At 66.5% G+C, this 14,195-nt stretch carries 17 protein-coding genes; 6 read left to right on the top strand and 11 right to left on the bottom strand.

Going from position 1 to position 14,195, the window contains the following annotated elements:
* Position 1 precedes the first annotated feature (1 nt).
* From ACFOPI_RS22185 to ACFOPI_RS22210, 6 genes are all read right to left on the bottom strand, one after another.
* Complete coding sequence (locus tag ACFOPI_RS22185; RefSeq protein ID WP_382178985.1) at positions 2-1,111, bottom strand: 2Fe-2S iron-sulfur cluster-binding protein; 1,110 nt, start codon at positions 1,109-1,111, stop codon at positions 2-4.
* A gap of 3 nt (positions 1,112-1,114) precedes the next feature.
* A complete protein-coding gene (paaD, locus tag ACFOPI_RS22190; protein ID WP_382178988.1) occupies positions 1,115-1,639 on the bottom strand; it encodes a 1,2-phenylacetyl-CoA epoxidase subunit PaaD in 525 nt (174 codons plus the stop codon).
* 5 nt (positions 1,640-1,644) lie between these two features.
* A complete protein-coding gene (gene paaC, locus ACFOPI_RS22195) occupies positions 1,645-2,487 on the bottom strand; it encodes a 1,2-phenylacetyl-CoA epoxidase subunit PaaC (protein ID WP_382178991.1) in 843 nt (280 codons plus the stop codon).
* Entirely contained in the window at positions 2,487-2,783 is a 297-nt protein-coding gene (gene paaB / locus ACFOPI_RS22200; RefSeq protein WP_079366626.1) for a 1,2-phenylacetyl-CoA epoxidase subunit PaaB, read from the bottom strand. The genes paaC and paaB overlap by 1 nt, the downstream gene beginning before the upstream one ends.
* On the bottom strand, positions 2,780-3,802 hold the full coding sequence (gene paaA / locus ACFOPI_RS22205) for a 1,2-phenylacetyl-CoA epoxidase subunit PaaA (protein WP_382178995.1): 1,023 nt from the start codon (positions 3,800-3,802) through the stop codon (positions 2,780-2,782). The genes paaB and paaA overlap by 4 nt, the downstream gene beginning before the upstream one ends.
* A 119-nt stretch (positions 3,803-3,921) precedes the next feature.
* Positions 3,922-4,836 (bottom strand): 23S rRNA (adenine(2030)-N(6))-methyltransferase RlmJ, encoded by a 915-nt coding sequence (locus ACFOPI_RS22210; protein ID WP_382178998.1) that lies wholly within the window; start codon positions 4,834-4,836, stop codon positions 3,922-3,924.
* Between the two features lie 220 nt (positions 4,837-5,056).
* On the opposite strand from ACFOPI_RS22210, the gene rplM reads away from it, so the two are divergent.
* From rplM to erpA, 5 genes are all read left to right on the top strand, one after another.
* A complete protein-coding gene (gene rplM / locus ACFOPI_RS22215; protein WP_066155189.1) occupies positions 5,057-5,488 on the top strand; it encodes a 50S ribosomal protein L13 in 432 nt (143 codons plus the stop codon).
* A 10-nt stretch (positions 5,489-5,498) separates the two neighbouring features.
* The gene (rpsI, locus tag ACFOPI_RS22220; protein ID WP_066155186.1) at positions 5,499-5,891 is read left to right on the top strand and encodes a 30S ribosomal protein S9; all 393 of its coding nucleotides are present in this window, start codon (positions 5,499-5,501) and stop codon (positions 5,889-5,891) included.
* A 140-nt stretch (positions 5,892-6,031) separates the two neighbouring features.
* The gene (locus ACFOPI_RS22225; protein WP_382179003.1) at positions 6,032-6,691 is read left to right on the top strand and encodes a DUF6776 family protein; all 660 of its coding nucleotides are present in this window, start codon (positions 6,032-6,034) and stop codon (positions 6,689-6,691) included.
* 22 nt (positions 6,692-6,713) lie between these two features.
* Positions 6,714-7,112: a bactofilin family protein gene (locus tag ACFOPI_RS22230; protein ID WP_382179006.1), complete on the top strand. Its 399-nt coding sequence runs from the start codon at positions 6,714-6,716 to the stop codon at positions 7,110-7,112.
* Positions 7,113-7,202: 90 nt separating this feature from the next.
* A complete protein-coding gene (erpA, locus tag ACFOPI_RS22235; RefSeq protein WP_382179009.1) occupies positions 7,203-7,568 on the top strand; it encodes an iron-sulfur cluster insertion protein ErpA in 366 nt (121 codons plus the stop codon).
* An 86-nt stretch (positions 7,569-7,654) separates the two neighbouring features.
* On the opposite strand, the gene ACFOPI_RS22240 is transcribed toward erpA, so the two are convergent.
* On the bottom strand, positions 7,655-9,022 hold the full coding sequence (locus tag ACFOPI_RS22240; RefSeq protein WP_382179808.1) for a peptidoglycan DD-metalloendopeptidase family protein: 1,368 nt from the start codon (positions 9,020-9,022) through the stop codon (positions 7,655-7,657).
* 164 nt (positions 9,023-9,186) lie between these two features.
* Between ACFOPI_RS22240 and tyrS the strand changes: the two genes are divergently transcribed.
* Positions 9,187-10,449, top strand: coding sequence for a tyrosine--tRNA ligase (gene tyrS / locus ACFOPI_RS22245; protein ID WP_382179012.1), 1,263 nt, complete (start codon positions 9,187-9,189; stop codon positions 10,447-10,449).
* 305 nt (positions 10,450-10,754) lie between these two features.
* Here tyrS and ACFOPI_RS22250 read toward each other — a convergent pair whose 3' ends face one another.
* The 4 genes from ACFOPI_RS22250 to ACFOPI_RS22265 form a co-directional block, all read right to left on the bottom strand.
* Complete coding sequence (locus ACFOPI_RS22250; protein ID WP_382179015.1) at positions 10,755-11,444, bottom strand: ankyrin repeat domain-containing protein; 690 nt, start codon at positions 11,442-11,444, stop codon at positions 10,755-10,757.
* Positions 11,441-11,932, bottom strand: a complete 492-nt coding sequence (locus tag ACFOPI_RS22255; RefSeq protein ID WP_382179018.1) for a GlcG/HbpS family heme-binding protein — start codon at positions 11,930-11,932, stop codon at positions 11,441-11,443. Before ACFOPI_RS22255 ends, ACFOPI_RS22250 begins: the two co-directional genes overlap by 4 nt.
* A gap of 124 nt (positions 11,933-12,056) precedes the next feature.
* Positions 12,057-12,683 (bottom strand): response regulator transcription factor, encoded by a 627-nt coding sequence (locus ACFOPI_RS22260; protein WP_382179021.1) that lies wholly within the window; start codon positions 12,681-12,683, stop codon positions 12,057-12,059.
* On the bottom strand, positions 12,680-14,182 hold the full coding sequence (locus ACFOPI_RS22265) for a sensor histidine kinase (RefSeq protein ID WP_382179024.1): 1,503 nt from the start codon (positions 14,180-14,182) through the stop codon (positions 12,680-12,682). Before ACFOPI_RS22265 ends, ACFOPI_RS22260 begins: the two co-directional genes overlap by 4 nt.
* Positions 14,183-14,195: the final 13 nt, after the last annotated feature.

The following is a 14,195-nucleotide window of genomic DNA, read 5'->3' on the forward strand; positions in this document are numbered from 1 at the left end:
TTCAGCGCTCGTCGTAGCTGACCACCAGGGTACTGGTGGTCGGCCGCGCCTGGCAGGAGAGCACGAAACCCTTCTCGGTTTCCCAGGGTTCGAGCGTGAAGTTCTTGTCCATGGTCACCGCGCCTTCCATCACCTTGGCGCGGCAGGTGCAGCACACACCGCCCCGGCAGGACCAGGGCAGATCCAGCCCGGCGTTGAGGGCAACATCCAGCACGTGCTCGTCCTTGCCCATGCGCAGCTGGTGCGGCTTGCCGTCGAGCACCACGGTCAGCGCCACCTCGCCATCGGTGCGCACGGCCGGGTGACCGAGCACGGCGGCTTGGCGCTGGCCGGCGGGCAGCGCCTCCAGCGTCGGTGAGGTGAACCGTTCGGTGTGGATGCGGTCGGGTCGCACGCCAGCGTCCAGCAGCGCGTTCTCGGTGGCTTCGATCATGGCCTCGGGGCCGCACACAAACACCTCGTCCATGCTGCCCACCGGCAGCAAGGCGGCGATGATCTCGCGCACCTTGTCGCCGTCGATGCGGCCTTCGAGCAGGGGCACTTCCTGCGCCTGGCGCGAGAGCACGTGGATCAGGGTGAGACGGCCCGGGTACTGGTCCTTGAGATCCTGCAGCGCCTCGTTGAACATCACGCTGGCCATGCGGCGGTTGCCGTAGACCAGGGTGAACTTGGCGTCGGGCGATTCTTCCAGCGTGCTGGCGATGATGGACAGGATGGGCGTGATGCCCGAACCGGCCGCAAAGCCCACGCGGTGGATGGCGCGGGGCTTGTGGATGGTGAAGCGGCCGTCCGGCGGCATGACGCGCAGGGTGTCGCCGGCCTTGAGCTGCGACGCGGCCCAGTTGGAGAACACACCGCCTTCCACCGGTCGGATGCCCAACGTGACTTCGCCGTGTTTCATCAGCCGGCTGCGTGGGCTGCTGACTGAGTAGCTGCGCCGCACGTCCTGGCCGCCGATGGTGGCGCGCAGCGTCAGGAACTGGCCGGGTTCGAAGGCGAACGTCTCGCGCAGGGCCTCGGGAATCGCTAGCGAAACGGCGACTGCGCCGGCGGCCTCGGGATCGACGCGTGCAATGGTGAGGTCGTGAAAGCGGGCGGCGGCGGTGCTCATGGTTCAGTACGGCTTGAAGTAGTCGAAGGGTTCGAGGCAGTGCAGGCAGCGGTACAGCGCCTTGCAGGCCGTGGAGCCGAAGGGTGCGGTCTGTGTCGTGTTGCGCGAGCCGCACAGGGGGCAAGGCACATCGACCGGCCGGGTCGCATGGCGGCTGAACTGCAGCACGCTGTTTCCAGTGGCGGCTGCGCTGCCACACTGCGGCGGCGCAATGCCGTAGGCCCGCAACTTGTCTTTTGCGACCTCGCTCATCCAGTCGGTGGTCCAGGCCGGCGAGAGCTGTGTCACCACCCGGCCGGGCAGTCCCGCCTCGCGAAGGGTGGCGACGATGTCGTCCTCGATCTGGCCCATGGCAGGGCAGCCACTGTAGGTGGGCGTGATGACCACCTCGGGCACGCCGTCGCCGCCCGCACGCACCTCGCGCAGGATGCCCAGCTCGCTCAGGCTGACCACCGGAATTTCCGGGTCGGCCAGATGGGCCAGTGCCCGTTCGATGGCCTGCAGTGACGACTCGGTGGTCACGCCCATGGTGTTCACCAGACGGCGGTCGGGTGGGCGCGGGCCAGGCTCTGCATCTCGGCCAGCAGAAAACCCAGGTGTTCGGAGTGCACACCCACGTGGCCCTGCGCCACGTAGCCCTCGTGCGGCTGGTCGTGGCGCGTGAGCGTGGCCTCGCTCAGCGTCTCGTCGACCAACGCATTCCAGGGCTCGCGCAGGGTGGTGATGTCCACGCCGCTGCCGTCCTGCGCCGCGGCGCGCTCGGCCGGGCCGGGCTGCCAGAAGGCTTCGCAGAAGGGCAGCAGGTGGTCCACGGCCGCCTGCGCGCGGCGGTGCGATTCCTCGGTGCCATCGCCAAAGCGCACCAGCCAGTCGCTGGCGTGCGGCAGGTGGTAGCGCACCTCCTTGAGCGACTTCGCCGCGATGCCGGCCAGCTGCGCGTCCTTCGAAGTCTGCAGCCGGTCCCACACCAGCACCATCAAGGCGCTGACCAGGAAGTTGCGCGCGATGGTCACCGCGTAGTCGCGCTCGCTCACCGCGTAGCCGACCAGCGGCCCGTGGTGCGGCAGTTCCATGACCGTGTGGTTGCGGAACTCGGCTGTGTCGCGGAAGTAGGCCAGGGTGTCTTCGGTGATGCGGCCTTCCTGGCGCGCGCCCTGCAGGTGCGCGAAGCGCTGTGCGAGTGCGCCGTCGCCGTTGATCTGCTCGGCCGCGTGCTGGTACAGCAGGCGCGCTTGCCCGATCAGATCCAGGCTGTTGTTGGCGAGGGCCAGGTCCTCTTCGAGGATGGGGCCATGGCCGCACCACTCGGCGTTGCGCTGGCCCAGCACCAGGGCGTTGTCGGCCAGGTGCAGCAAATAGTCGACCGGCGCCTTCATCACATGTGCCCCACTTTGTCGGGGATCTCGTAGAACGTCGGGTGGCGGTACACCTTGTCGGCCGCCGGGTCGAAGAAGCTGTCCTTGCTGTCGGGCTCGCTGGCCGTGATGGCGGTGGACGGCACGACCCAGATGCTCACGCCTTCCTGCCGCCGCGTGTACACATCGCGCGCCATCTGCAGCGCGTGGCGCGCGTCGCTGGCGTGCAGGCTGCCGCAGTGCTTGTGCTCCAGGCCCTGCTTGCTGCGCACGAACACTTCCCACAGGGGCCATTCTTTCAAAGCGGGCGCGTTCATGCGGCCTCCTTCTGCTGACGTTGCTGTTGCTTGGCGGCATGGGCGAGGGCGGCTTCGCGCACCCAGGCGCCCTGTTCGTGCGCCTTGACGCGGGTGGCCAGGCGTTCCTTGTTCATGGGTCCGTTGCCATTGACGGTGGCCCAGAACTCGTCCCAGTCAATCGCTCCGTAGTCGTAGTGGCCACGCTCTTCGTTCCACTTCAGGTCCGGGTCGGGCAGGGTCACGCCCAGCACCTCGGCTTGCGGCACGGTGGCGTCGATGAACTTCTGGCGCAGGTCGTCGTTGCTGATGCGCTTGATGCCCCAGCGCATGCCCTGCACGCTGTTGGGGCTGTCGGCGTCGGGCGGGCCGAACATGGCCAGGCACTTCCACCAGTAGCGGTTCACCGCGTCCTGCACCATGGCCTTCTGCTCGGCCGTGCCCTGCATCATCACCAGCAGAGCCTCATAGCCCTGGCGCTGGTGGAAGCTTTCTTCCTTGCAGACGCGGATCATGGCGCGGGCGTAGGGGCCGTAGCTGCAGCGGCACAGCGGGATCTGGTTCATGATCGCCGCGCCGTCGACCAGCCAGCCGATCACGCCCACGTCGGCCCAGTTGAGCGTCGGGTAGTTGAAGATGGAGCTGTACTTGGCTTTGCCCGTGTGCAGCGCGTCCAGCATCTGGTCCCGGCTGGTGCCCAGAGTCTCGGCGGCGCTGTAAAGGTAGAGGCCGTGGCCACCCTCGTCCTGCACCTTGGCGATCAGAATCGCCTTGCGCTTGAGGCTGGGCGCGCGGCTGATCCAGTTGCCCTCGGGCAGCATGCCCACGATCTCGCTGTGCGCGTGCTGGCTGATCTGGCGCACCAGCGTCTTGCGGTAGGCCTCGGGCATCCAGTCGCGCGGCTCGACCTTACCATCGGCGTCGATCACGGCGTCAAAGTGCGCCTGCAGCGCGGCGTCTTCGGCGCGGATGGGCGTTGCGCCCGACTTGGGCGCGCCCTTGGTATCGCCATCGGCGACGGAAAACGATTGGGTGTACATGCGCGTCTCCTGCACCACCGAAGTGGGGTGGAAGCGCAGTATAGAGAATTAACCGACCGATCGGTTGGTTAATTCGCAGGGAGTGGATTGGGATTTACCCGTGGCCCCATTTTTCGGCTTCAGGCGCCGCCCGCTTCCACCGACTGCGCTTGGCCGCGGCCCCGCCCCAGCAGCGTCACCAGCAGCGGCAGTGTGGCCTGCAGCTCGGCCTTCAGCGTGTGCGGCGGGTTGATCACGAACATGCCGCTGGCGGTCAGTCCCGGGCGTTCGCCGAGGGCCAGTGGGCCGTGGCCGATGCTCAGCGTGGCATGCAACCAAGGGCGCTTGGCGTGGTTGCACAGGGTCTTGAGCTTGCGCGGCAGGTCGTGCGCCTCGGCCCGGGGAATGATCGGGTACCACACCAGATAGGTGCCGGTGGGAAAGCGCTTGAGGCATTCCTGTATGCAGGCACTCACTTTGGCGTAGTCGCTCTTGATCTCGTAGCTCGGGTCAATCAGCACCAGGGCTCGCTTGGAGCCCGATACCGATGGCGGCGGGGGCAGCAGGGGTTTGAGGCCCTCGAAGCCGTCCTGCAGAGCGACCGCAATCTGGCGCCCGGCTTCGAGCTGGGCGATGTTGGCGTTCAGCGTGCGGCTGTCGGTCGGGTGCAGTTCGAACAGCTTGAGCCGGTCGCGCGACTCGGTGCGCATCAGGGCGTGCATCACGAAGGGCGAGCCCGGGTAGACGCGCAGCTGGCCGTCCGGGTTGAAGCCTGCGATGAGGTCGAGATAGTCATCGAGCGCGGCGGTGGACGCGGGAGGCGTGCCGGTGGCGGGGCGCATCGCCGCCATCAGCTTCACGATGCCGTCTGCAGCCTCACCTCCTTTTTCTGCGTAGTCGCCGTCCAGCCGGTACAGGCCGGCGCCGGCATGGGTGTCGACCAGGGTGATGCCCGCCTCTTTCTTCATCAGATGGCGCAGGGTGGCCAGCAGGGTGATGTGTTTGAGCACGTCGGCATGGTTGCCGGCATGGAAGGCGTGGCGGTAACTGAACATCGGGCGATGGTAGCGCCGGCCGGCCAGTTGCGGGCCCTGTTTGCCAGCTGGTGGCGAAAAATCGTACAATGTCGGGCTTCGCAGCGATTTCGTGACCCCGCGGCGGAGTTTTCACCACCACCTAAGAGCGTTCCGCCAGAGAACGACCGACCGTGGAAAAGGGTCGCAACGTTCGCGGGCTCACGTGGGGCCCGCCAAATCAGCTCGCAAGAGAAATCTCATGACCAAAACGTTCAGCGCCAAACCCGCTGACGTGAAGCACGAGTGGTTTGTGATTGACGCAACCGATAAGGTTCTCGGACGGGTCGCCAGTGAAGTGGCCCTCCGTCTGCGCGGCAAGCACAAGGCCATTTACACGCCTCACGTCGACACCGGTGACTTCATCGTCATCATCAACGCCGCCAAGCTGCGTGTGACCGGTACCAAGAACACCGACAAGATGTACTACCGTCACTCGGGTTTCCCGGGCGGTATCTACGCCACCAGCTTCCGCGACATGCAGGCCAAGCACCCCGGCCGCGCGCTCGAGAAGGCCGTCAAGGGCATGCTGCCCAAGGGTCCTCTGGGCTACGCCATGATCAAGAAGCTCAAGGTGTACGGTGGCGCCGAGCACCCGCACACCGCCCAACAGCCGCAAGTGCTGGACATCTGAGGAGCCGACGATGATTGGTGAATGGAACAATGGCACCGGCCGTCGCAAATCCAGCGTCGCCCGTGTGTTTCTGAAAAAAGGCACCGGCAAGATCACGGTCAACGGCAAGGACATCGAACAGTACTTCGGCCGCCAGACCTCGATCATGATCGCCAAGCAGCCTCTGCTGCTGACGAACAACGCCGAAACGTTCGACATCCAGGTGAACGTGCACGGTGGTGGTGAATCCGGCCAGGCCGGCGCTGTCCGCCACGGCATCACCCGCGCCCTGATCGACTACGACACCGCACTGAAGTCCGAGCTGTCCAACGCCGGCTTCGTGACCCGCGATGCCCGCGAGGTCGAGCGCAAGAAGGTCGGTCTGCGTTCTGCACGCCGCGCCAAGCAGTTCAGCAAGCGCTAATACGCCGCTCACTGCCGCAACAACCGCCTTCAAGCTCGTCTTGGGGCGGTTTTTGTTTTTGTGATCATCCGTTTCCTGAAAGGGCCTGTCCGATGAGGTTGCGTCTTCTGCGCAGACGGTTGACGGTTAGTGCCCCACGCATGGCCATCCGCAGCGCCACGCCTTGGCCGCTGCGGTGGTTGCTGGCAGCGGTGGTGCTGGGGTTCTCCGGGGCGCTGGCGCTCTGGGCCTTCGAGTTCGGCAAGGAGATTGCGGGTCTGGACCGCAACGCCAAACAGGAGCTGGAGCAGTTGCGCGCGGAAGTGAGTCAACTGCGGGAGGCGCTGGGCAAGGCGCAATCGGTGGCCAACACCTCCGAGAGTCTGCTGACCACCGAGAAGACTGCGCAAGAGCAATTGCTTCTGCAGATCCGCCAGCTGCAGGCCGACAACATGACGCTGCGCAGCGACCTTGGTTTCTTCGAGCGACTGATTCCTGGCACCGGGTCTGATGCGTTGAGCATCCGAGGGCTCCAGATCGAACGGGTCGCGGAAGCCCAGCTCAAGTGGCAGGTTCTGATGATCCAGGCCGAAAAGAATGCCCCGGAATTCAGGGGGCAGCTGGAGATCAGTTTTACCGGCACGCTGGATGGCAAACCGTGGTCGGCGCAGCACGCGGCGGCACCGCAGTCGGTGCTGATCAAGGGCTATTTGCGGCAGGAGGGGCTGGTGGACGTTCCTCCGCAGGCCATGGTAAAAACCGTGACCGCCAGAATCCTCCAGGGTGGGGCCGTGAAGGCTCTGCACACCATCAAACTCTGATTCCGTTGCACCGGAGTACGACATGTTCAACAAGAAAAAACAGCCTCCCATCAAAAGCCTGATCGCGCAAGGCACCCGGATCGAGGGAAACGTGCTGTTTCACGATGGTCTTCGTGTGGATGGTGATGTCGTAGGCGACATCCGTGCCAGCGAAGAGCAGCCCAGCATCCTTGTGATCAGCGAGTCTGCCAGCGTGACGGGCCAGATCCATGCTGATCACGTGATCATCAACGGCACGGTCAAAGGGCCGGTGTTCGCCCTGGAGCTGTTGGAGCTGCAGCCCAAGGCCCGCATCGAGGGCGATGTGTCCTACAAGTCGCTGGAGATGCACCAGGGCGCCACCATTGCGGGCCAGCTCAAGCCCATGACCGGCAGCCTTGAGGACAAACCCACACTGAAACTGGCGGCAAACAACGGCTGAGCACAATCCCGAGTGATTTGCCCTACCATTCGGGTCCTGCACGTGTGAGCCCGGCTTGCACGCCACCGTCCCACCGTACCGAGGAACACCATGAGCGCCGTTGCCGAAACCACACAGACAGAAATGCCCGCCCCGCTGATCTTCACCGACAGTGCAGCCGCCAAAGTGGCCGACTTGGTGGCTGAAGAGGGTAACCCGGACCTCAAGCTGCGTGTTTTCGTGCAGGGTGGCGGCTGTTCCGGTTTTCAGTACGGCTTCACCTTCGATGAAGTGGTCAACGAGGACGACACGCAGATGACCAAGAACGGCGTGTCCCTGCTGATCGACGCGATGAGCTACCAGTACCTGGTGGGGGCCGAGATCGACTACAAGGAAGATCTCGAAGGCGCCCAGTTCGTGATCCGCAACCCGAACGCCACCACCACCTGTGGCTGCGGGTCCAGCTTCAGCGTCTGATACCTGTTGTCAGGACCAGCAAAACAAAAGGGAGCCATCGGCTCCCTTTTGTTTTGGTCTGCGCGGACTTGTGGACGGCGCGACGCCTACTCTGCACTGGCCTGTTGCACGGTGGCGGCGGCGTCCAGCTGCATGCGCATCGACTGGGCCACGGCATCAAAACGGGCACGGGCTGCTGGGCTGACGGGGATGTTCTCGCTCTGACGGGCGATGGCCAGCGGGTCCTGGTGAACGCCGTTGTCACGGAACTCGAAATGCAGGTGCGGGCCCGTGGACAGCCCGGTGGAGCCGACGGCGCCAATGAACTCGCCCTGCGCGACCTTCTGGCCCACGCGAACGTCGATGCGGCTGAGGTGGCCGAACAGTGTGGTCTGGTTGTCGCGGTGCCGCACCTCGATGGTGTTGCCATAGCCGCGCTGCCAGCCGGCGAAGGTCACCACACCGTCGCCGATGGTGCGGACCGGCGTGCCCGTGGGCGCCGCATAGTCCACGCCTAAGTGGGCCTTCTGCTTGCCAGAGATCGGGTGGAAGCGCATGCCGTAGCCGCTGCTTACGCGGGAGAACTCCAGCGGCGAGGCCAGGTAGGACTTGCGCGTGCTCTGCCCATCAAAACCGTAGTAGGCCCCCTTGAGCCCAGGCTCTTCGAACCAGACGGCCTCGTGCTCGCGCCCGTTGTTGATGAACTCGGCGCTCAGCACGCGGCCGGCCCGAAGCGATTCACCGTCGGCTTCCAGGCTCTCGTACACCACGGAGAAGCGATCTCCCTCGCGCAGGTCGCGACGGAAGTCGATGTCGCCGGAGAACATTTCAGCCAGTTGCACCGCCACGCTGTCCGGCAGTCCGGCCTCGTCGGTGGCTGCAAAGAGCGAGCTGCGGATCACGCCGCTGGCCAGCCGCGACTGGACGTTCAGTTCGCCACTTTCGACGCGGGAACTGAAGCTGTCGCCCTGGCGCTCGATCACGAGGCGCTGGAAAATGCGACCGTCGTCGGGCAGCCAGCGGGCGGTCAGCCTGACCAGTTCCTGCCGGCTGTTGGCTTCCACCGTGACCAGCTTGCCTGCCCGGCCGGCAAACAGCTGGTGCGCGGTGCTGTCGGTGCGCAACATGGCCGCTGCCGCGGCATCGTTTACACCCAGGCGCTGCAGCAGGGTCTGAGGGGTGTCGTCGCGCCGAAGGGTGTCGCTGCGAAAGAGGGACCAGGCATCAAGCGTGGCGCCATTGAGAGGGGCGAACGGCTGGGCCTGGATTTCCTCGACGACCTGTTGCACAGGCAGAAGGGACGCGTCAGGGGCCAGCGGGGCAATGCCAAAGGCCGTGACGCCAGTGCCCAGCAACAGCACACCGATGCCCGCCATCACGCGGCGAGGATGGCGGGTAAGGCCGGACAGCAGGGAGTTGCTGGTGGATCGCGCCAGGGTGGGCAGTCTGTTGCTGTGGTGCGTGAGCTTCAAAATCGGTGTCCGGCAAAAAGCGGCGAACAAAGCCGCCTGTCGTCAGAAGAACCTGCTATGGATCGGTCGCCATGGAGCAGACCCAAAGCGCGGGCCCACTAAAATCCGGGCTCGCCAAACCCGCAATTGTAGCCCCGCGAGGGGTGTCCGCATCTGAAAAAACCCTTATGAATCACAGCGATACCGATGTTTCAGGTGTGTCTTTGCCGGTCGGCGGACGTGTCCAGCCGACGGACGGCGTGCGGGAGGCGCTGGCGGTGACTTTGAGGGGGTGCGACGAGCTGATCCCGCAGGACGACTGGGTGAAGAAGCTGATGAAGTCGGAGACGACGGGCGTGCCGCTGCGCATCAAGCTGGGCCTGGACCCGACGGCGCCGGACATCCACATCGGTCACACGGTGGTGCTCAACAAGATGCGCCAGCTGCAGGACCTGGGGCACCAGGTGATCTTCCTGATCGGCGACTTCACCAGCCTGATCGGCGATCCCTCGGGCCGCAACAGCACCCGCCCGCCGCTCACGCCAGAGCAGATCAAGGCCAACGCCGAAACCTATTACAAGCAGGCCAGCCTGGTCCTGGACCCCGCGAAAACCGAGATTCGGTACAACAGTGAGTGGTCGCTCCCATTGGGATCGATGGGCATGATCCAGCTGGCGGCCAAGTACACGGTGGCGCGCATGATGGAGCGCAACGACTTCCACCAGCGCTTCACCGCCGGCACACCGATCAGCGTGCACGAGTTCCTGTACCCGCTGATGCAGGGTTACGACTCGGTGGCGCTCAAGGCCGACCTGGAGCTGGGCGGCACGGACCAGAAGTTCAACCTGCTGATGGGGCGCCACCTGCAGCAGGAGTACGGCCAGGAGCCGCAATGCATCCTGACCATGCCGCTGCTCGAAGGCCTTGACGGCGTCGAAAAGATGTCCAAGTCCAAGAACAACTACATCGGCATCACCGAAGAGCCCAACACCATGTTTGCCAAGGTGCTGTCGATCTCGGACACGCTGATGTGGCGCTGGTACACGCTGCTTTCGTTCAAGTCGATTGCCGAGATCGAGGCGTTGAAGAAGGAAGTCGAAGGCGGCCGAAACCCCAAGGACGCCAAGGTGATGCTGGCCAAGGAGATCACCACGCGTTTCCACAGTGCGGCCGCGGCCGATGCGGCCGAACAGGACTTCATCAACCGCAGCAAGGGCGGTGTGCCGGACGAGATTCCCGAGGTCACCTTGTCGGGCGCGCCGATGGGCGTGGCGGCACTGCTGAATGCGGCTGGGCTGGTGGCGTCCAACGGCGAGGGCAACCGTCTGATCGACGGCGGCGGTGTGCGCATCGACTCGTCGGTGGTCAGCGACAAGGGGCTGAAGCTGGGCGCTGGGGTTTACGTGGTGCAGGTGGGCAAGCGGAAGTTTGCTCGGGTCACGCTGTCCTGATTTTTCACATCTGCGTTGCTTCGGGATCGTGACGGCTGGGCGCCCTGCGCCGCTCATGTCCCCCGGACCGGGCTGCGCCCGGTTCTCCTCCTTTACTTCGCTCTGCAGGACGCCCAGCCGTCACGATCTGCGGATGTGTTGGCACTCGACCGTTGGAGCAGCTGCCGGTGGGCGGTTGGAAGGGCTGGGGTGGCTGACGCAGCGAAGTAAAGGAGGAGGGGCCGCGAAGCGGCCCCGGGGTACATGAGCGGAGTCGGCCACCCCAGCCCTTCCAACTATGGAGGAGGTGCTGGAGTGAGCAAGGCTCAACGCGCCCCAGCCTTCTCCAACATAGAAACCATGGCCGTGAACCCACGGGCCTTCGCCAACGCCAGAGGCGTCTGACCGCCGCGGTCCGTCAGCTGCAGATTCGCCCCCGCGTCGATCAGCGCCTTGAGCGTTGCCTGATGCCTTGCACCGCCATCGCCCAGCACGATGGACTCGATCACCGCCGTCCAGTGCAGATTGTTCACATGGTCCAGCGGTGCACCGGCGGCGATCAGCTGCCGCACCACACCGTCGTGTCCCAGATGCGCCGCCGCGATCAGCGCCGTGCCGTCGTAGCGGCTCGTCACCTGCTTCGCGCTCGCCCCCAGTTCCAGCAGCACCTTCAGCGTGGCCTCGTCGTCCGCGACCGAGGCAATGGTCACGGCGTCGTAGCGGTCGTTCTCGAGCCCGTTGAGGTCGGCGCCGGCTTTCGCCAGCGCCCGGATCACCTCCCGCTGGCGTGCAAACGCCGCCACGTGCAGCGATGTGCGACCGTATCCGTCGGTGGCGTTCAGCGCCGCATCCGAGGCCGCCAGGCGCTGGACCTTGGCCACATCGCCTTTGTGCGCCGCCAGGTGCAGCCCGGTGTAGGCCGCGGCCTCGGCCGAGCTGGGCGCGACCTGGGCCACCGCGCCGGCGCTGACGAACGCCAGCGACAGGGCCAGCGAAAAGACCTGCAGCGTCTTCATTTCAGCAGGTCCGCGACCTTGGCGATGCCGGCGTTCGCGCACTGCTCGTCCAGATGGCCACCGGGCGCACCGCCCACGCCCACCGCGCCGATCACTTCATTGCCGACCTTGACCGGCACGCCGCCGCCCAGCACCAGGAAGCCCGGGATGTCCACCAGCGTGGCCGCGCCGGGGTTCTTCTGCACGTTCTCCAGCATCGCGGCTGTGGTGTTGCGGGCGGAAGCCGAGGTGTAAGCCTTGCCCTGCGCGGCACCCACCGTGTGCGGGCCGGCGTTGTCGGCGCGCTGCAGCGCGCGCAGCACGCCGGCGCGGTCGACCACTGCGGCGGTCACGTTGTAGTTGTTCGCGGCACACGCAGCCACAGTGGCGGTGGCGATCTGGTTGGCCAGTTCCAGCGACATGTTCTTTTCAGTGCGCACGGCCTGGGCGCTGGCGGCGGTAGCGATCAGGGACAGGGCGACGGCGGATGCGGAAACGGTGGTTTTCATGGGTTCTCCTTCGGGGTTATGCGGTTCGATCAACCGTGGGAGAACTGTAGAAATTTGCGCCTGTTCGCAACATTCGGACGGCTACGCGCCAGGCTCCGTAGAACTACGGAGTGGCCCGGGGGCCTCAGCCGGCAGACGCCTCGTCCACCAGCGCCGCGTAGTGTCGGATCAGCTGCGCCAGCGACTCGGCCTGCAGCTTGGCGAACAGGTTGGCACGGTGCGTCTCGACGGTGCGTGGCGAGAGGTCGAGCGCGCGGCCGATTTCCTTGTTGGTCAGGCCCGCGACGATCAGGCCCAGCACCTCACGCTCGCGCTCGGACAGCTGTGCGTAGCGCTCGCGCGCCGCTCGGTCGGCCTGGTGGCGTTCGCGGGTGCGCACATGCTGGCGCACCGCGTTCTGCAGCGCCTCGATCAGCAGCTCGTCGTTGACCGGCTTCTCCAGGAACTCGGCCGCACCCGACTTGAAGGCGCGGCGGCACATCTCCACCGTGCCGTGGCCGGTGAGCATGATCACCGGCTGGTCCACGCCCTGCGCGACCAGGGTGTCGAGCACGGTCAGGCCGCTGATGCCGGGCATGCGCACGTCCAGCACGATGGCGCCGATGCCTTCGCGATCGAAGCCGCTGAGGAAGGCCTGCGGGTCGGCCCAGGGGGTCACACGCAGGCCCACGGTGCCGATCAGCAGCGCCAGGCCCTCGCGCACCGCTGCGTCGTCGTCGATCAGATGGATGGTCGGCGAGAGGCTGGTCATGCGGTGCTCTTGGTCAGCGGCAGGCGCAGCGTGAACACCGCGCCGCCGTCCGGACGGTTCGCGGCGGTCAGCGTTCCGCCCATGCCCTGGGCCAGCGTCTCGCACAGCGACAGGCCGAGACCCAGGCCGCCGTCGCGGGTGGAGAAGAACGGTTCGAACAGGCGTGGCAGCGCCTCGGCAGCGATGCCCGGGCCGCGGTCGGCCACGGCCAGCTCGCCCACGTCCCCATCACGGTGCAGCGTCAGCAGCAGCGCGCGCTGCGCCGCAGGCACCGCATCCATGGCCTGCAGGGCGTTCATCAGCAGGTTGTGCACGATCTGGTCGACCGCCACCGGGTCGCCGGCGACCAGCACCGGTGCGCCGGCCTGCACCTGCGGCGCCACACCGCGCCGACGGCATTCGGGTTCGAGCAGGTGGGCTGCCCGCCGCGCCGACTCGGCCAGGTCCAGCGACAGCACGGCGGCGGTCGGCGCACCGTCCGGCGTGCCGGGTCGCTCCACCGTGCGCCGCAGGCGGCCCACCACCTCGGCCGCGCGCCGCGACTGGCCCACCGCCTGAGCCATGGCCTGGCGCGCCGTGTCCAGCTCGGGCGGGTCCTCGGCCAGCAGGCGCTGCGCGGCCTGCGTGTTGGCAAGCACCGCGGTCAGCGGCTGGTTGAGTTCGTGCGCCATCCCGGCCGCCAGTTCGCCCAGGGTGTTCAGGCGCGCCACCTGGCCCAGACGCAGCAGTTCCTCGGCGCGCTGTCGTGCAGTGCGCTGGCGCTGCCACTGCGCGCCCAGCGTCAACGCAGTCGCGACCAGGGCGGTCCACGCCAGCATGAGGCCCCAGGGCAGCTGCGCCCAGCCCAGCCGCCGCTCGGCCACCACGTCAAAGGGCTGGCTGGCCGCAGCCAGGTGCTTGTGGAATTCGAAGCGCCAGCCGCCGGGGCTGGCGAGTGCGGCCGGGTCCCCGCTTTGCAGTTCGACGCGTTGTCCCTGGTGCTCCAGCACCACGCGCACCGGGCTGCTGTCGACATTCATCGGCCACTCGTCCCAGGGCACCATGCCACGCAGGTCGATGGTCAGCGCGTAGGCGGTGGGCTGGGCGGCCAGCACCAGGCGGTAGCGGCCCGAGGCCAGGTCCGGGCGGGCCAGCGCCGGCCGTCGGTCCTGCGTCGAGCGCTGCTCCGCCGCGGCCAGGTCGGGGTCGGCCCAGGCTGCGCCGCGCTCGCGCCGCTGCACCGAAAGGATGTGGGAGTAGAGCGAGGGCAGGCGCTGCTCCGGCGTGGCCATGCCGGGTGCTCCGGGCGCGGGCTGCAGCAGGGCCAAGGTGTCGAGGATGGCGTCGTGCTGCACCACCTGCTGGCTCAGCAACCGGTGCACGATGCGGGCGTCGGTCTCGAACAGCGCGCGCTGTTCGTCGATGGCCTGGCGGGCGATCACGACCGCGCCGGCGGCGGACAGCACCACGCCGCCGAGCCACCACCACCGCCACCGCCACAATCCGCCGCTGGTCCGCATGCGGCGGATTCTG

This window comes from Hydrogenophaga luteola (assembly GCF_042648585.1).
Classification (GTDB): Bacteria; Pseudomonadota; Gammaproteobacteria; order Burkholderiales; family Burkholderiaceae_C; genus Hydrogenophaga; species Hydrogenophaga luteola.